This window comes from Burkholderia sp. Tr-862, from assembly GCF_011753085.1.
Lineage (GTDB): Bacteria > Pseudomonadota > Gammaproteobacteria > Burkholderiales > Burkholderiaceae > Burkholderia > Burkholderia ambifaria.
Genome location: NZ_VWWG01000133.1, coordinates 1 through 17,802, shown reverse-complemented (window position 1 = coordinate 17,802; position 17,802 = coordinate 1). Strand labels below are relative to the sequence as shown.

General features: G+C 65.8%; 17 protein-coding genes. 15 read left to right on the top strand and 2 right to left on the bottom strand.

What is annotated here, in order from left to right; translation table 11 throughout:
• The 3 genes from F3J14_RS26435 to F3J14_RS26425 all read left to right on the top strand — a co-directional run.
• On the top strand, positions 1–475 hold a 475-nt coding region (locus tag F3J14_RS26435), incomplete at its 5' end, for a peptidoglycan DD-metalloendopeptidase family protein (protein WP_166725481.1).
• Between the two features lie 11 nt (positions 476–486).
• Entirely contained in the window at positions 487–1,572 is a 1,086-nt protein-coding gene (gene rpoS, locus F3J14_RS26430) for an RNA polymerase sigma factor RpoS (RefSeq protein WP_166725480.1), read from the top strand.
• Positions 1,573–1,575: 3 nt separating this feature from the next.
• Positions 1,576–2,352 carry a 3'-5' exonuclease gene (locus tag F3J14_RS26425; RefSeq protein WP_166725479.1) on the top strand — a complete coding sequence of 259 codons (777 nt, stop codon included), beginning with the start codon at positions 1,576–1,578 and terminating at the stop codon, positions 2,350–2,352.
• Between the two features lie 27 nt (positions 2,353–2,379).
• Here the strand turns inward: F3J14_RS26425 and F3J14_RS26420 are convergent, their stop codons facing one another.
• A complete protein-coding gene (locus F3J14_RS26420) occupies positions 2,380–3,240 on the bottom strand; it encodes an endonuclease/exonuclease/phosphatase family protein (RefSeq protein WP_166725478.1) in 861 nt (286 codons plus the stop codon).
• Between the two features lie 144 nt (positions 3,241–3,384).
• Between F3J14_RS26420 and rlmD the strand changes: the two genes are divergently transcribed.
• Positions 3,385–4,839, top strand: a complete 1,455-nt coding sequence (gene rlmD, locus F3J14_RS26415) for a 23S rRNA (uracil(1939)-C(5))-methyltransferase RlmD (RefSeq protein WP_168736321.1) — start codon at positions 3,385–3,387, stop codon at positions 4,837–4,839.
• 65 nt (positions 4,840–4,904) lie between these two features.
• On the opposite strand, the gene F3J14_RS26410 is transcribed toward rlmD, so the two are convergent.
• A complete protein-coding gene (locus F3J14_RS26410; protein ID WP_006761414.1) occupies positions 4,905–5,603 on the bottom strand; it encodes a Bax inhibitor-1/YccA family protein in 699 nt (232 codons plus the stop codon).
• Positions 5,604–5,853: 250 nt separating this feature from the next.
• Here F3J14_RS26410 and ndk point away from each other — a divergent pair, with 250 nt between their 5' ends.
• The 11 genes from ndk to hflK all read left to right on the top strand — a co-directional run.
• A complete protein-coding gene (gene ndk, locus F3J14_RS26405) occupies positions 5,854–6,279 on the top strand; it encodes a nucleoside-diphosphate kinase (protein ID WP_006755775.1) in 426 nt (141 codons plus the stop codon).
• Between the two features lie 55 nt (positions 6,280–6,334).
• Complete coding sequence (gene rlmN / locus F3J14_RS26400) at positions 6,335–7,474, top strand: 23S rRNA (adenine(2503)-C(2))-methyltransferase RlmN (protein ID WP_006755776.1); 1,140 nt, start codon at positions 6,335–6,337, stop codon at positions 7,472–7,474.
• A 178-nt stretch (positions 7,475–7,652) separates the two neighbouring features.
• Positions 7,653–8,669: a helix-turn-helix domain-containing protein gene (locus tag F3J14_RS26395; RefSeq protein WP_166725476.1), complete on the top strand. Its 1,017-nt coding sequence runs from the start codon at positions 7,653–7,655 to the stop codon at positions 8,667–8,669.
• A 106-nt stretch (positions 8,670–8,775) separates the two neighbouring features.
• Positions 8,776–10,080 carry a flavodoxin-dependent (E)-4-hydroxy-3-methylbut-2-enyl-diphosphate synthase gene (gene ispG, locus F3J14_RS26390; RefSeq protein WP_166725475.1) on the top strand — a complete coding sequence of 435 codons (1,305 nt, stop codon included), beginning with the start codon at positions 8,776–8,778 and terminating at the stop codon, positions 10,078–10,080.
• 16 nt (positions 10,081–10,096) lie between these two features.
• Positions 10,097–11,437 (top strand): histidine--tRNA ligase, encoded by a 1,341-nt coding sequence (gene hisS / locus F3J14_RS26385; RefSeq protein WP_006754903.1) that lies wholly within the window; start codon positions 10,097–10,099, stop codon positions 11,435–11,437.
• Between the two features lie 56 nt (positions 11,438–11,493).
• Positions 11,494–12,123 (top strand): tetratricopeptide repeat protein, encoded by a 630-nt coding sequence (locus F3J14_RS26380; protein ID WP_166725474.1) that lies wholly within the window; start codon positions 11,494–11,496, stop codon positions 12,121–12,123.
• Between the two features lie 40 nt (positions 12,124–12,163).
• A complete protein-coding gene (gene bamB, locus F3J14_RS26375) occupies positions 12,164–13,309 on the top strand; it encodes an outer membrane protein assembly factor BamB (RefSeq protein ID WP_166725473.1) in 1,146 nt (381 codons plus the stop codon).
• Positions 13,310–13,556: 247 nt separating this feature from the next.
• Positions 13,557–14,894, top strand: coding sequence for a ribosome biogenesis GTPase Der (gene der, locus F3J14_RS26365; protein WP_006754898.1), 1,338 nt, complete (start codon positions 13,557–13,559; stop codon positions 14,892–14,894).
• 154 nt (positions 14,895–15,048) lie between these two features.
• Positions 15,049–15,291, top strand: coding sequence for an RNA chaperone Hfq (gene hfq, locus F3J14_RS26360; RefSeq protein WP_006754897.1), 243 nt, complete (start codon positions 15,049–15,051; stop codon positions 15,289–15,291).
• Positions 15,292–15,363: 72 nt separating this feature from the next.
• A complete protein-coding gene (hflX, locus tag F3J14_RS26355) occupies positions 15,364–16,539 on the top strand; it encodes a GTPase HflX (protein WP_211080390.1) in 1,176 nt (391 codons plus the stop codon).
• 47 nt (positions 16,540–16,586) lie between these two features.
• Positions 16,587–17,802 (top strand): FtsH protease activity modulator HflK (hflK, locus tag F3J14_RS26350; RefSeq protein WP_166725471.1); only part of this gene is annotated, 1,216 nt, incomplete at its 3' end.

Genomic DNA, 17,802 nt, shown 5'->3' with positions numbered 1-17,802 from the left:
CGCGCCGCTCAGCAGCGGTCCCGCGATGCCGGCCGCAGGCTCGTCGTCCGCGATCACGCCGCCGGCTGCCGCCGCCGCATCGAGCGATACGGCAGCAGCGCCGAGCGGCCCCGTGACGTTTGCATGGCCCGTGCGCGGCCCGCTGCTGAACGGTTTTGACGACGCGAAGAACAAGGGTGTCAATATCGGCGGCACGTCCGGTGAACCCGTGAAGGCGGCGGCCGATGGCCGCGTCGTCTATTCGGGCAATGGCCTGCGTGGCTACGGCAACCTCATTATCATCAAACACGATGCAACTTACCTCACGGCGTATGCACATAATCGCGCTTTGATGGTAAAAGAGGGGGACGCGGTGACGAAGGGGCAGAAGATCGCCGAGATGGGTAACAGCGATGCTGACCGCGTGATGCTGCATTTCGAGGTTCGCCGGCAGGGTAAACCTGTCGATCCGCTGAAGTATTTGCCGCCTCAATAACCGAGACGACCATGCCGAAATCGAAGCGCCACGAGCCGCAAGCCGAGTCTGAGAAGATCAGTCGTGCCACGCAAGCATCGGTGGGGCGAGCTGGCGCTTCGAAGGACGACGAAGACGACGTCGCGGAAAACGAACGTGATATCGAGGCGAGCGACGCCGAAGCGGACGGCGACGGCGAGCGCGAAGGCCGTACGGAAGCGGCTCCCGACGTCGACGATTTCCGCGCATTGCTGCAGGCCGAGCTCACGGCCGACACGATCCAGCATTACCTGAACCGCATCAGCGTGAAGCCGCTCCTGACCGTCGAGGAGGAGCAGCGCTATTCGCGTCTCGCGAAGGCCGGCGAATTCGAGGCGCGGCAAGTGATGATCGAGCGCAACCTGCGTCTCGTCGTCAGTATCGCGAAGGGTTACCTGAACCGCGGCGTGCCGCTGCTCGACCTGATCGAGGAAGGCAACCTCGGCCTGATGCACGCGATCGAGAAATTCGACCCGACGCGCGGCTTTCGCTTCTCGACCTATGCGACGTGGTGGATCCGCCAGAGCATCGAGCGGGCGATCATGAACCAGGCGCGCACCGTGCGCCTGCCCGTGCATGTGATCCGCGAGCTGAACCAGGTGCTGCGCGCGAAGCGCCACCTCGAAAAGAATTCGATGTCGACGGGCGAGGCGGCCGAACGCCGCGAAGCCAGCATCGACGACATCGCCTATCTCACCGGCAAGACCGCCGAGGAAGTCACCGACATCCTCGCGCTCAACGAGCACACCGCATCGCTCGACGCACCGCTCGACCTCGATCCCGCGAGCAGCCTGCTCGACCTGCTGCCCGACGACCAGAGCCAGTCGCCCGACGCCGAGGTGCAGCACCGCGAACTCGAGACGCTCACGCGCGCGTGGCTGTCACGGCTGTCCGACAAGCACCGCCACGTGATCGAGCGCCGCTTCGGCCTGAACCACATCGAACCGGCCACGCTCGAGGAGCTGGCCGACGAGATGGGGCTCACGCGCGAGCGCGTGCGGCAGATCCAGCAGGAAGCGCTGGTGCGCCTCAAGCGGTTCTTTGCCTCCAATGGCGTACGCAAGGACGCCGTTCTGTAACTGATGACTCCGATTCTCGTTTTTGACATCGAGACCATTCCCGATGTCGACGGCATTCGCCGTCTGGAAGATCTGCCCGCGACGCTCGACGACGCCGCGGTGGCCGAACATGCGTTCGCCGCGCGCCGCGAGAAGACCGGCGGCGATTTCCTGCCGCATCACCTGCAGCGCGTCGCGGCGATTTCCTGCGTGTTCCGCGACAACAACGGTTTCCGTGTGCGCTCGCTGGGCACGCCCCAGGACAACGAGGCGACGCTGATCCAGTCGTTCTACCGCGTGATCGAGAAATACACGCCGCAGCTCGTGTCGTGGAACGGCGGCGGCTTCGACCTGCCGGTGCTCCATTACCGGGCGCTCGTGCACGGGATTCCCGCGACGCGCTACTGGGACCTGGGCGAGGACGACCGCGAATTCAAGTGGAACAACTACATCGCTCGCTATCACTCGCGGCATACCGATCTGATGGACGTGCTCGCGATGTATCAGGCGCGCGCGAACGCGCCGCTCGACGCGCTCGCGAAACTGTGCGGCTTTCCGGGCAAGCTGGGGATGGACGGCAGCCAGGTGTGGCCGGCGTTCCAGGACGGACGGATCGAGGAAATCCGCAACTATTGCGAAACCGACGTCGTCAACACCTACCTGCTGTATTGCCGGTTCCAGCTGATGCGCGGCGGCCTGACGCCAAACGAATATGCGGACGAGATCCTGCTCGTGAAGAATTCGCTTGCGCAGGAGCCCGCATCGCATTGGGCCGAATACCTGGCCGGCTTCGACGCGTGACGCGGGCGGCCCGCGTCGCGGCCGCGATCAACTGACCTCGAGTTCGAGCACGACCGGCTGGTGATCCGACTCGCGCATGTCGCCGTCGATCTCGCAGCGCGTGACGCGTGGCAGCAGCGTATCGGTCACGAACACGAAATCGCACGCGAGCGGCCCCTCCGACCATTGCACCGTGTCGTAGACGCCGGCGGTCGGCGGCGGCGTGTGGCCCGGGTGCCGGGCGACCCAGGCATCGACGAACGACGGCGCGTCCGCGATCGGCTCCAGCAGGCGCAGGTACGCATCGCTGTCGAACGCGCTGTTGAAATCGCCGCAGATGATCGCGTCGCGCGGCTGGCCGGTCGCGGTGAACGGTCCGGTGGCGTTCTCCGCCGGGGCGGGCTGGTCGGCGTGGGCGCAGGCTTCGCGGTGCCGGGCGCGCAACGCATCGACCTGTGCGAGTCGCTGGCGCGCCGAGTAGTATTCGAGGTGCGTCGTGACGATCCGCAGCGCGCCCGACGGCGTCGTCAGCTCGACTTCCAGCGCGACACGCGGCATCGACGGCCCGCCGGCGTCGGCCGGCCACGGCAGCAACTGGCGCAGCACGCGTCCGACCGGCAGCCGTGTCGCGATCGCATTGCCGAACTGCCGGCGCGCCGCGCCGGGTTCGAGCGGCGGCAGGTCGGCGCCGATCGCCTCGAAGATCATATAGCCGGGCAGCAACGCCGCCAATTCGGTGAACTGGTCGGGGCCCGGCTGGCCGGGCAGCGCGCCGAAGCCGCGCGTGACTTCCTGCATGCACAGCACGTCGAAGTCGCCGAGCCGGCGGGCGGCGGCGATCGTGCGCGCGAGGTCGACGACGCCGTCCGCGTCCCGACCCCATTGAACGTTCCAGTCGATCAGTCGCATGGTCGAATCTCCTGCGAGCAGAGAGTCACCTGGGAGCAGAACTTGTGCCGCCGGTGGGTCGGCAAGACACCGCGCCTGGGGTTTGGGGCATTACGCGGCGCCGTGGATGCATCCGTATCGACACGAGCACCATGAAAGCGGACGATGCGGGCTGTCGTCGTCTACAATCTCGCCTTCTTCAACGTTTGTCAGGAAAAGCTGGTGTCCGAAGCCGTCCCCACTTCTGCGCGCAAATCGAAAAATGCGCCCGTCGCGCCCGGGCCTGCCCCGGTTCTCGAGATCGAATCGCTCGACATGGAAGCGCGCGGTGTCGGCCGCACGGTGACCGAGGACGGCACGCCGGGCAAGGTCATCTTCGTCGAGGGCGCGCTGCCCGGCGAGCGCGTGACCTATTCGAGCTACCGTCGCAAGCCGAGCTACGAGCAGGCGACCGTTGTCGACATTCTGCGCCCGAGCGTGCTGCGCACGCAGCCGAAATGCGCGTTCTTCGGCACCTGCGGCGGCTGCTCGATGCAGCACCTCGACATGCGCGCGCAGGTGGCGATCAAGCAGCGCGTGCTCGAGGACAACCTGTGGCACCTGTCGAAACTGCGCGCCGAGACGATGTTCGCGCCGATCCATGGCCCGTCGTGGGGCTACCGCTACCGTGCGCGCCTGACCGTGCGCAACGTCGCGAAGAAGGGCGGCGTGCTGGTCGGGTTCCACGAAAAGAAGAGCAGCTATGTCGCCGACATGACGAGCTGCGAAGTGCTGCCGCCGCACGTGTCGGCAATGCTCGTGCCGCTGCGCCGGCTGGTCGAGGGGCTGTCGATCCGCGACCGGATGCCGCAGATCGAACTCGCGGTCGGTTCGCAAGTCACGGCGCTGGTGCTGCGCGTGCTGGAGCCGATCAATGCGGACGACGAAGCGCTGCTGCGCGCGTTCGCTGACGAGCACAAGGTGCAGTTCTGGCTGCAGCCGAAGGGCCCGGACACGGTGACGCCGTTCTATCCGCTCGACGTACCGCTCGACTACACGCTGCCGGAGTTCGGCATCCGCATGCCGTTCAAGCCGACCGACTTCACGCAGGTCAACCATCAGATCAACCGCGTGCTGGTGGGCCGCGCGCTGCGCCTGCTCGCGCCGTCGCGCGACGATCGCGTGCTCGACCTGTTCTGCGGGATCGGCAACTTCACGCTGCCGCTCGCGCGACTGTCGCGCGAAGTGATGGGCATCGAAGGCAGCGAAACGCTGACGACGCGCGCGCTGGCGAATGCGCGCGAAAACGGCGTCGATGGCCACACGACGTTCGCGTGCCGGAACCTGTTCGAAGTGACGGGCGACGACCTCCGTGCGCTCGGCGCCTTCGACAAGTTCCTGATCGACCCGCCGCGCGAAGGCGCGCTCGCGGTGTCGAAGGCGCTGGCCGAAATCGCGCAGAGCGGCGAAGGCCCGCTGCCGAAGCGTATCGTCTACGTGTCTTGCAACCCGTCGACGCTCGCGCGCGACGCTGGCCTGCTCGTGCACGAGGCGGGTTACCGCCTGAAGGGCGCCGGGGTCGTGAACATGTTCCCGAATACGTCGCACGTCGAATCGATCGCGCTGTTCGAGCGCGACTGAGCAGGCGGACGCCAGACGTAAAAAAACCGGCCCGCGGGCCGGTTTTTCATGGGGTGCGGCGAACGTCAGTTGCGGTTGCCGCCGAAGATGCCGAGCAGCGCGAGCAGGTTCGTGAACACGTTGTACAGGTCGAGGTAGATCGCGAGCGTGGCCGAGATGTAGTTCGTCTCGCCGCCGTTCACGACGCGCTGGACGTCGAACAGCATGTAGGCCGAGAAGATCGCGATCGCGAGCACCGATACGGTGAGCATCAGCGCCGGCAGCTGCAGGAAGATATTCGCGACCGAGGCCAGCAGGATCACGATCACGCCCATGAACAGCCACTTGCCGAGCCCCGAGAAGTCGCGCTTGCTGACGGTTGCGATCGTCGCCATCGCGGCGAAGATGATGCCGGTGCCGCCGAACGCGAGCATGATTAGCGACGGGCCGTTCGAGAAGCCGAGGATGAAGCTCAGCAGCCGCGACAGCATCAGGCCCATGAAGAATGTGAAGCCGAGCAGCACGAACACGCCGGCCGCGCTGTTTTTCGTCCGCTCGATCGCGAACATGAAGCCGAACGCGATCGCGAAGAACGCGAGCAGGCTCATCATCGGGCTCGTGGCCGCGAACAGCGAGAAGCCCGTCGCGACGCCGACCCAGGCGCCCAGCACGGTCGGCACCATCGACAGCGCGAGCAGCCAGTACGTGTTCCGCAGCACGCGGTTGCGAACTTCGGCGGTGCTGACGGAACCGCCGCGGCCGAAATTGTACGGATAGTCGTTCATGGTTTCTCCTAACATTGAACGCGTGGGCGTCCGGGGCCGGTTCGGCGCGCGCGGTGTGCGCCGCAGCAAACCGGGGCAGCTATGGCTAAGATACGTTCCGCGCCGCGAGGTTTCAATGGCGGGCGGCGCAAAAAACATATGGATTCGAAACCTTTCATTCGTGTAAGGGTTCAATCGCAATGATACACGGGATCGTGCTACAATAGCGGATTCATTTGAACCTGTAACTTCTTAATTTTTTGGAGTTTTTATGGCAATCGAGCGCACCCTGTCGATCATCAAGCCGGATGCGGTGGCAAAGAACGTGATCGGCCAGATCTACAGCCGTTTCGAAGGCGCCGGCCTGAAGATCGTCGCATCGCGCATGGCTCACCTGTCGCGTGGCGACGCAGAGAAGTTCTATGCGGTTCACGCAGCACGTCCGTTCTTCAAGGACCTCGTCGATTTCATGATCTCGGGCCCGGTGATGATCCAGGTTCTGGAAGGTGAAGGCGCGATCCTGAAGAACCGCGACCTGATGGGCGCGACGGATCCGAAGAAGGCGGAAAAGGGCACGATCCGCGCCGACTTCGCCGACAGCATCGACGCGAACGCCGTGCACGGCTCGGACGCTGCCGAAACGGCCGCGGTCGAAATCGCGTTCTTCTTCCCGGAAATGAACGTCTACTCGCGCTAAGCCCTGGCTGGCAACAAGTAGGCAGGATTCAGCGCAAGCGGCAAGGCAGCACATCATGACGAGCGAAACTTCCGTCAATCTTCTCGACTTCGATGCCGAGGGTCTTGTCGCGTACTGCGGCAGCCTCGGCGAGAAGCCGTTCCGCGCCAAGCAGTTGCAGCGCTGGATCCACCAGTACAACGCCGGCGATTTCGACGGCATGACCGATCTCGCGAAGTCCCTGAGAGAAAAGCTCAAGGGCCGTGCGTCGATCGTGATGCCCGAGATCGCCAGCGATCACGTTTCCACCGACGGCACGCGCAAGTGGCTGATCGACGTCGGAAACGGCAATGCGGTCGAAACCGTGTTCATCCCGGAAGAAACGCGCGGCACGCTGTGCGTGTCGTCGCAGGCCGGGTGTGCGGTCAACTGCCGCTTCTGCTCGACGGGCAAGCAGGGCTTCTCCCGCAACCTGTCGACAGCCGAAATCATCGGCCAGCTCCGGATGGCCGAATTTGCACTGCGTGCGTCGCTCGGTCGCGCGCCCGGTCCGAACGGCAAGGCCGAACGGGTCGTCACCAACGTGGTGATGATGGGCATGGGCGAGCCGCTGCTGAATTACAGCGCGGTCGTGCCCGCGATGCGGCTGATGCTCGACGACAACGCGTACGGCCTGTCGCGCCGTCGCGTCACGCTGTCGACGTCCGGCGTGGTGCCGATGATGGACCGCCTCGGCGCCGAATTGCCGGTCGCGCTCGCCGTTTCGCTGCACGCGCCGAACGATGCGCTGCGCGACGAGCTGGTGCCGCTCAACAAGAAGCACCCGCTTCGCGAGCTCATGGCCGCGTGCCAGCGCTATCTGAAAGTCGCGCCGCGCGACTTCATTACTTTCGAATACTGCATGCTCGACGGCGTCAACGACACCGAAGCGCATGCGCGCGAACTGCTGGCCGTCACGCGTGATGTTCCGTGCAAGTTCAATCTGATCCCGTTCAATCCGTTTCCGGAATCGGGCCTCATCCGCTCGAAGCCGGAGCAGATCAAGCGCTTTGCCCAGGTCCTCATCGACGCGGGTGTCGTCACGACCGTGCGCAAGACGCGCGGCGACGACATCGACGCCGCGTGCGGCCAGCTGGCCGGCGCCGTGAAGGACCGCACGCGCCTGGCGGAGCGAACGGGCGCAGCAGCAAAAATCATCGAAGTTCGGGCGATTTGACGGGGATGCCAGGTCGGGGCGGCCTGGCCGCGGATGCCCGAACATCTTGGCGGTACAACACGCGAATAGCGATCGGTCGCGGCGCCCTGGCGCCGCGCATGATATGGACAGTTGCGGGTGCCGGCCGGCGGGAGCCGGCGGCGCTCGCCAGTGAAGAAGAATCGACGCGAGGACAAGGATGAGTGAGCCGCAGCCGACAAACGGCGCAGAGACGGATGCCGCGAAGCCGGCACCGGCGGGGTTGGAAACGCTGGCGGCCGTCGGCAGCCGGTTGGCGCAGCTCCGGGAGGCGAAGGGCTGGACGGTCGACGACGTGTCGGCGCGGCTCAAGGTCGCCCCGCAGAAGCTGCGTGCGCTCGAGGCAGGCGACATCAGCCATTTGCCCGGCGTGACGTTCGCGCTCGGCGTCGTGCGCAGCTACGCGAAGATGCTCGGCGTCGATCCGGAGCCGTTTGCACAGGCGTTGCGCCGCGAGCGCGGCGTGCCGGAAGTCGATCTGTCGATGCCGGCGTCGTCGGGGACGGATCTGCCGCGCGGCCGTGTGTCGATTCCGCTCGGCGGCTCGTCGCGCCACCATCCGTGGCTGTGGGGGACGGCGATCGTCGTCGTTGCGGTGGTGGCGGTGCTCATGTGGCACACTGGCGGCGATTCGTCGAGCTGGCTCGCGCGTTTCAAGGGCAGTGACACCGAACATGCGTCGGCGGCCAGCGCGCCGGCGGCGTCTTCGGTCGAAGAGGCGGCCGCGGGCGGCGCGTCGGCGGCAGCCGGCAACGTTGCCCCGGCGCAGGTTGCGGCATCCGCCGTGGCGCCGCAGGTCGTTGCATCGGCTGCACCGGCGCCGGCCCCGGCCACGCCGGTAGCGGCGCCTGCGTCGCAACCCGTCGTGGCGGCCGCGGCGAGCGGCGCGGCCGTGCCGGCCCAGCCCGCGAGCGTCGCGGTGGCGGCAGGCCAGTCGATGGTCGAACTGAAGGTCAAGCAGGATTGCTGGTTCAGCGTGCGCGACAAGAACGGCAAGGAGCTGTTCTCGGCGCTGGTGCGGGCCGGCGAGACGAAGCAGGTCGCCGGCGAGGGGCCGTTCAAGGTCACGATCGGCAACAAGGCAGGCATGGACGCGGTCGCGTTCGACGGAAAACCTGTCGATCCGGCAAAATATTCGGCAGCGCGGGGTAACGTGGCGCGGTTCACGTTGCCCTGACGTCAAGCGCCGTGGCGAGGGCCTGTCCAGGACAGGCCGCGAGGGCACGGCGCTTTTTCAATTCATGCGCCGCTTCACGGCGCATTCCGCGTAAATGGATCTATCGATGCAATCCGAAGCTCAATCCCCACGCAGCAGTCAGATTTGTTCAACCGAGCCGGTGTTCGGCGGGCATCAGCCGCGTCGCGTGTCGCATGCGGTGGATGTTCGTTGGGGCGGGCAGCTCGTGACGATCGGCGGCGATGCGCCGGTGCGCGTCCAGTCGATGACGAATACCGACACGGCCGACGCGATCGGCACGGCGATCCAGATCAAGGAACTCGCGAACGCGGGCTCCGAACTGGTCCGCATCACCGTCAACACGCCGGAGGCCGCGGCCGCCGTGCCGGCGATCCGCGAACAGCTCGACCGGATGGGCGTGACCGTACCGCTCGTCGGCGATTTCCACTACAACGGCCACCTGCTGCTGCGCGACTACCCGGGCTGCGCGGAGGCGCTGTCGAAGTACCGGATCAATCCCGGCAACGTCGGCCAGGGTGCGAAACGCGACACGCAGTTCGCGCTGATGATCGAAGCCGCGGCCAAGTACGACAAGGCGGTGCGGATCGGCGTGAACTGGGGCAGCCTCGACCAGGACCTGCTCGCGCGCATGATGGACGAGAACGGCGCGCGTTCGCAGCCGTGGGACGCGCAAAGCGTGATGTACGAGGCGCTGATCCAGTCGGCGATCGGCTCGGCCGAGCGTGCGGTCGAGCTGGGCCTCGGCCGTGATCGCATCGTGCTGTCGTGCAAGGTCAGCGGCGTGCAGGACCTGATCGCCGTGTACCGCGAACTCGGCCGCCGCTGCGGCTTCGCGCTGCACCTCGGTCTGACCGAGGCCGGCATGGGCTCGAAGGGCATCGTTGCCTCGACGGCTGCGCTCGGCGTGCTGCTGCAGGAAGGGATCGGCGACACGATCCGCATCTCGCTGACGCCGGAACCGGGCGCGCCGCGCACGGGCGAGGTGATCGTCGGCCAGGAAATCCTGCAGACGATGGGCCTGCGCTCGTTTGCGCCGATGGTGATCGCGTGCCCGGGCTGCGGCCGCACGACGAGCACGCTGTTCCAGGAGCTCGCGATGCAGATCCAGACCTACCTGCGCGAGCAGATGCCCGTATGGCGCAAGGAATATCCGGGCGTCGAGAAGATGAACGTCGCGGTGATGGGCTGCATCGTCAACGGCCCGGGCGAATCGAAGCACGCGAACATCGGCATCAGCCTGCCGGGGTCGGGCGAGAACCCGGCCGCGCCCGTCTTCATCGACGGCGAGAAGGTCAAGACGCTGCGCGGCGAGCGGATCGCCGAGGAGTTCCAGCAGATCGTCAGCGACTACGTCGCACGCAACTACGGCCGCACCGAAGCCCTGAATTAATTCGTCCACACACACGATGACTGAACAGAAACGCAAGATCGAGAAGCTCACCGGCGTCAAAGGCATGAACGACATCCTTCCGCAGGATGCCGGCCTGTGGGAGTTCTTCGAAGCTACCGTGAAATCGTTGCTGCGCGCGTACGGCTACCAGAACATCCGCACGCCGATCGTCGAACACACGCAGCTCTTCACGCGCGGCATCGGCGAAGTCACGGACATCGTCGAGAAGGAAATGTACAGCTTCACCGACGCGCTGAACGGCGAGAACCTGACGATGCGCCCGGAGAACACCGCGGCCGTCGTGCGCGCGTCGATCGAGCACAACATGCTGTACGACGGCCCGAAGCGCCTGTGGTACATCGGCCCGATGTTCCGTCACGAGCGTCCGCAGCGCGGCCGCTACCGCCAGTTCCATCAGGTCGGCGTCGAGGCGCTCGGCTTCGCGGGCCCGGATGCGGACGCCGAGATCATCATGATGTGCCAGCGCCTGTGGGACGACCTCGGGCTGACCGGCATCAAGCTCGAGATCAACTCGCTCGGCCTCGCGGAAGAGCGGGCCGCGCACCGCGTCGAACTGATCAAGTACCTCGAGCAGTTCGCTGACGTGCTGGACGAGGACGCAAAGCGCCGCCTGTATACGAACCCGCTGCGCGTGCTCGACACGAAGAATCCCGCGCTGCAGGAAATCGCGCAGAACGCGCCGAAGCTGATCGACTTCCTCGGCGACGAATCGCGTGCGCACTTCGAAGGGCTGCAGCGCCTGCTGCTCGCGAACAACATTCCGTTCAAGATCAACCCGCGTCTCGTGCGCGGCCTCGACTACTACAACCTGACCGTGTTCGAGTGGGTGACCGACAAGCTCGGCGCGCAGGGCACCGTCGCGGCCGGCGGCCGCTACGATCCGCTGATCGAGCAGCTCGGCGGCAAGCCGACCGCCGCATGCGGCTGGGCGATGGGAATCGAGCGCATTCTCGAACTGCTGAAGGAAGAGGATCTCGCGCCCGAGCAGGAAGGTGTCGACGTGTACGTGGTGCACCAGGGCGAGACGGCGCGTGAACAGGCGTTCATCGCGGCCGAGCGCTTGCGCGATACGGGCCTCGACGTGATTTTCCACTGCAGCGCCGACGGCGCGCCGGCAAGCTTCAAGTCGCAGATGAAGCGGGCCGATGCAAGCGGTGCCGCGTTCGCGGTGATCTTCGGCGAAGAAGAGGTCGCGAACGGCACGGTGGGCGTGAAAGCGCTGCGCGGTGCGGGCGAGGAAGGGGAAAAGAACGTTCAGCAGACCGTACCGGTCGAAAGCTTGACCGAATTCCTAATCAATGCGATGGTTGCATCCGCCGAAGACGGCGACGACTGATCGCGCTGGCATTCGCTCGACAAGAAAAAGCCTGAACAGGAAGGAATCGCTCGCCGATGAGTTATCACGACGAACAAGAATCGATTGAAAGTGTCAAGGCGTGGTGGGCCCGCTGGGGCAACCTCACCACGTGGATCGTGCTCGCGGCGCTGGTCGTCGCGGCCGGTTTCAACGGCTGGAATTACTGGCAGCGCCGTCAGGCCGCCGAGGCTTCCGGGTTGTACGAGCAGGTCCAGAAGGCCGCCGCCGCGAACGACAAGGCGACGATGGCCCGCGCGGCTGCCGACATGGAAGACAAGTTCGGCCGCACGCCGTATGCGCAGATGACGGCCCTGTCGGCCGCGAAGACGCTCTACGCGGCAGGCGACGCCGCCGGCGCGAAGGCGCAGCTGCAATGGGCTGTCGATCACGCCAGGGATGACGAGTACAAGCAGATCGCGAAGCTGCGTCTCGCGTCGCTGCTGCTCGACGAGAAGGCGTACGATGCGGGCCTCGCGCTGCTGTCCGGCACGCCGGTCGATGCATTCAAGGGCGTCGTGGCGGATCGCCGCGGCGATCTGCTGGCCGCGCAAGGCAAGACCGACGACGCGCGCGCTGCGTACAAGCTCGCGCTCGACGGCCTGTCGCAGAACGACCAGTCCGCGCGCCAGCTCGTGCAGTTCAAGCTCGACGCGCTCGGCGGCTGATTCCGGCCCCCTCAACCTCTTAACTCTGCTTCGCTAACCGATGAATTTGCTGAAACGTTACGCTGTGCCCGTAGCCTGCGCGGCGGCTGTCCTGGCATTGGCGGCCTGCTCGTCGTCGAAGGACGCGCGCCGCGTGCCGACGCCGCTCACCGAGTTCAAGCCCGTCATGGACGTGCAACAGGTCTGGAAGGCGAGCGTCGGCAAGGGCGGGCGCTACCTGTTCACGCCGGTGGCCGTGGGCGATGCCGTCTATGCCGCGGGCGAGAACGGTTCGGTCGAGAAGATCGACGCGAAGACGGGCCAGACGCTGTGGCGCTCGAAGGTCGGTTCGGACCTGTCGGCCGGTGTCGGCAGCGACGGCAACCTGACCGCGGTCGGCGCGCTCAAGGGCGGCGTGTTCGTCCTCGGCCCCGACGGCAAGCTGCTGTGGAAGACGAGCGTGCAGGGCGAGATCTTCTCGCCGCCGCTGGTCGGCAATGGCCTCGTGATCGTGCGCACGATTGACGGCCAGGTGATCGCGTTCAACGCGCAGACGGGCGAGCAGAAGTGGAACTACCGCAACCGCGCGGTGCCGCTGAACCTGCGCGTGTCGGCCGGCATGACCTTCGCGGGTGATGCGGCCGTGCTGGCGGGCTTCCCCGGCGGCGGCCTCGTTGCGATCAACCTGCAGACGGGCGAGCCGTTCTGGCAGACGCCCGTGTCGTTCCCGAAGGGTGTGACCGAAGTGGAGCGCATCAACGACGTCAGCGGTCCGCCGACGCTCGTGGGTGCCGAAGCATGTGCGGTCACGTTCCAGGGGCAGATCGGCTGCTTCGACGCGAACTCGGGCCGTCCGCTGTGGGAAAAGTCGTTCTCGAGCCGCAGCGGCCTGGCGCAAGACGATTCGGTCGTCGCCGGCGGCGACGACTGGTCGGTCGTGACGGCCTACGACGCGGCGAGCGGCAACCAGATCTGGCGCAACGACAAGCTGAAGAGCCGCGACGTCGGCGTGCCTTACCTGCTTGGTCATGCGGTCGTGATGGGCGACTACAAGGGCTTCGTGCACTTCCTGTCGCGCGAGGACGGCAGCTTCATCGCCCGGATGAAGACCGACGGCAGCGCGATTACCGCTGCGCCGGTGCTGGCGGGCAATACGCTCGTCGTGCAGACGTCGGACGGCGGCCTGTACGGGTTCCGTCCGCGCTGACGCGCACGCAACAGGCGCAATCGCGGCGCGGCGGGCTTGTCCCGCGCGCCGCGGTCGCGCGACACGAAGGCGGCCGGTGTCCCCGGCCGCTCGGTATTTGAAAGGCAGTTCGAAACGAAAGACGACGGCGTGCAGCGCGCGCCCGGCGCGCGCATCCGGCGCGGCGCGAATTCGTGATATTTTCATTCAGCGCAGCCGCCCGCAGCAGCGGGCCTCCCGCTGCTGCGCATCACCGTAGAAAACACAGATGAAACCGGTCATTGCCCTTGTTGGGCGCCCCAATGTGGGGAAATCCACGCTGTTCAACCGGCTCACGCGCTCGCGTGATGCGCTGGTCGCCGACTTGCCGGGCCTCACGCGCGATCGCCATTACGGCGAAGGTCGGGTCGGCGAACGGCCGTACCTGGTCGTCGATACCGGCGGCTTCGAACCCGTCGCGAAGGACGGCATCCTGCACCAGATGGCGCGCCAGACGCGGCAGGCCGTCGAGGAAGCCGACGTCGTCGTGTTCATCGTCGACGGCCGTAACGGGCTCGCGCCGCAGGACAAGTCGATCGCCGACTACCTGCGCAAGACCGGCCGGCCGATCTTCCTGGTCGTCAACAAGGCCGAGGGGATGAAGTACACGGCGGTCGCGACGGATTTCTACGAGCTCGGCCTCGGCGATCCGCGCGCGATCTCGGCCGCGCACGGCGACGGCGTGACCGACATGATCAACGAGGCGCTGGAAGTCGCGTACGCGGGCCAGCCCGAGGAAGCGGACGAAGACGATCCGTCGCGCGGCATCAAGATCGCGATCGTGGGCCGCCCGAACGTCGGCAAGTCGACGCTCGTGAACGCGCTGATCGGCGAGGACCGCGTGATCGCGTTCGACATGCCGGGCACGACGCGCGATTCGATCTACGTCGACTTCGAGCGTAACGGCAAGAAATACACGCTGATCGACACGGCGGGCCTGCGGCGCCGCGGCAAGGTGTTCGAGGCGATCGAGAAATTCTCGGTCGTGAAGACGCTGCAATCGATTTCCGACGCGAACGTCGTCATTCTTCTGCTGGATGCGCAGCAGGACATTTCCGACCAGGACGCGCACATCGCCGGCTTCGTCGTCGAACAGGGCCGCGCGCTCGTGATCGGCGTCAACAAGTGGGACGGTCTCGACGACCACGCGCGCGATCGCGCGAAAGCGGATTTGACCCGCAAGCTGAAATTCCTCGACTTCGCGAAATCGCACTACATTTCGGCCGCGAAGAAGACGGGCATCGGCGCGCTGATGCGCTCGGTCGACGATGCGTACGCGGCGGCCATGGCGAAACTGCCGACGCCGAAGCTCACGCGCGCGCTGATCGAGGCCGTCGAGTTCCAGCAGCCGCGCCGTCGCGGTCCGGTGCGTCCGAAGCTGCGCTACGCGCACCAGGGCGGACAGAATCCGCCGCTGATCGTGATCCACGGCAACGCGCTCGACGCGGTCACCGAAACGTACAAGCGCTACCTCGAAAACCGATTCCGCGAAACTTTCTCCCTGACCGGGACTCCATTGCGCATAGAGTTCCGTTCGTCGAACAATCCGTACGCGGACAAGGGCTGAACATGCCTGCCACGCACGTCCCGCAAGGGATAGGCCGCATGGCCTGCTGCCGGGCGGGGCAGGCAAAATCAGCTATAGTGTAGCGATTGGCGCCGGATCTCTTTTTCTTCGGCGCCAAATTCAGATCAACCTGCAAAAAAAGATGGAGTACGCCATGAGCAACAAAGGGCAATTGTTACAAGACCCGTTTTTGAACGCACTGCGCAAAGAGCACGTTCCCGTTTCGATCTATCTCGTCAACGGCATCAAGCTCCAAGGGAACATTGAATCGTTCGACCAGTACGTCGTGTTGCTCCGTAATACGGTGACCCAGATGGTCTACAAGCACGCCATCTCGACGGTCGTGCCGGCGCGCCCGGTGAATTTCCACCCGGACGCGGAAGCCACCACGTCCTAACCTATCGCAGCGGCCGGCATCCGGTCGCCGCGAGCGACCGATGCCAGCCGCCTTATCTTGACACCCGATAATTTGATCAACGCAGCGCTCGTCGGCATCGACTTCGGCAAGACCGATTTCGAAGCCAGTCTCGAAGAACTCAGTCTTCTCGCCTCAAGTGCGGGGGCATGTCCCGCCGTCACCCTCACGGGTCGTCGCGCCAGTCCCGATGCCAAGATGTTCATCGGCAGCGGCAAAGCCGAAGAACTACGGCTTGCCTGCGACGCACACAACGTCGAAATCGTCATCTTCAACCACGCACTGGCACCGGCCCAGCAACGCAACCTGGAGCAGGCGCTTAACAGGCGGGTGGTCGATCGCACGAGTCTCATCCTCGATATCTTTGCGCAGCGCGCCCGCAGCCACGAAGGCAAGCTGCAGGTCGAGCTTGCGCAGCTGCAATACCTGTCGACCCGTCTGATTCGCGCGTGGACCCACTTGGAGCGGCAAAAGGGTGGTATCGGCCTGCGCGGCCCCGGCGAAACCCAGCTCGAAACCGACCGCCGGCTGATCGGCGAGCGCATCAAGATGCTGAAGTCGCGGCTCGACCGGCTGCGCCGGCAACACAGCACGCAGCGTCGCCAGCGCGCGCGCAGCGGCACGATGTCGGTGTCGCTCGTCGGCTATACGAACGCGGGCAAGTCGACGCTGTTCAATGCGCTGACGAAGGCGCAGGCCTATGCGGCCGACCAGCTGTTCGCCACGCTCGATACGACGTCGCGGCGCGTGTACCTGGGCGACGAGGTTGGCCAGATCGTCGTGTCCGATACGGTCGGGTTCATCCGCGAACTGCCTCACCAGCTGGTTGCCGCGTTCCGCGCGACCCTCGAGGAAACGATCCATGCGGATTTGCTGCTGCACGTGGTCGATGCGTCGAGCGCGGTGCGGCTCGAACAGATCGAGCAGGTGAACGGCGTGCTGCACGAAATCGGCGCGGACACGATCCGGCAGGTGCTGGTGTTCAACAAGATCGACGCCGTGCCCGAGCTGGCGGCCCGCGGCGACGCGGTCGAGCGCGACGAGTATGGTAATATTTCGCGCGTCTTTTTGAGCGCGCGCACTGGTCAGGGTCTCGACACGTTGCGTGCCGCTATCGCCGAAATCGCCTCCGCGGAACACCTTTCCAGCGCGACGTTACCCAACGGCGCGCTCGACGGCGCTCCCGCTGAACCACACGAAGACCACACGATTTCCGAACACGGGCGCTAACCGGCCCCGGCCGGTTCGCTGGCGTCCCATCTGGTGAACAAACTCTGGTGAACGAATACAACGAGCGGAGTACCTGGCGGCGGATGCGCGCCTTGCTGTCGAACAACGATCCCCGATGGGGACGCGGCGAAGGCAAGGGCAACGACGCATCCCGTCCGCGTGCGAACGAATCGAAGCGTCCGCCCGGTGGCGACGGTGACGGTCCGCCCGATCTCGACGAGATGTGGCGCAACTTCAACCGGCGTCTGAGCGGCCTGTTCGGCGGCAAGGGCGGCAACGGCTTCCGGCCCGACAACGGCCGGGCAGCGCGCGTCGGCGTCGGCATCGTGATCGGCGTGCTGGTCGCGGTCTACGCGGGCAGCGGGCTGTTCGTCGTGCAAGACGGACAGACGGGCGTCGTGCTGCAGTTCGGCAAGCTGTCCGGCACGGTCGGTCAGGGCGTGCACTGGCGCGCGCCGTATCCGTTCGCGTCGCACGAGATCGTCGACACGTCGCAGGTCCGTTCGATCGAGATCGGCCGCAACAACGTCGTGCGTCTCGCGAACGTGAAGGAAGCCGCGATGCTGACGCGCGACGCCGACATCGTCGACGTGCGTTTCGTCGTCCAGTACCGGATCCGTTCGGCAACCGATTACCTGTTCCGCAGCGTCGACCCCGAGCGCAGCGTGTCGCAGGCCGCCCAGGCCGCGGTGCGCGCGATCGTCGGCACGCGCAGCGCGGCCGACATGCTGAACCAGGACCGCGACGCGCTGCGCGAGCAGCTGTCCGCCGCGATCCAGCGTGATCTCGATCGCTATCAGTCGGGGCTCGAGGTCACGGCCGTCACGATGCAGAGCGTCGCGGCGCCGGAGCAGACGCAAGCCGCGTACGCCGAAGTCGCGAAGGCGCGCGACGACCGCGAGGCCGCCAAGCGTACCGCGCAGGCCTATGCGAACGACCTGCTGCCGAAGGCGCAGGGCGATGCCGCGAAACTCGCCGACGAAGCGAAGGCGTATGCCGATCGCGTGGTCACGCAGGCCGAAGGCGACGCCGACCGCTTCAAGCAGGTCTATGCGCAGTATTCGAAGGCGCCCGCGGTGATCCGCGAGCGGATGTACCTCGAGACGATGCAGGAAATCTATTCGAACGCGACGAAGGTGTTCGTCGGCAACAAGGGCAGCAACGTCGTGTACCTGCCGCTCGACAAGCTCGTCGAGCAGGGGCGACAAAACGCCGCGAGCGCCGCGAACGCCGCGACGCCCGCCGGCGCATCTGCGCCCGACA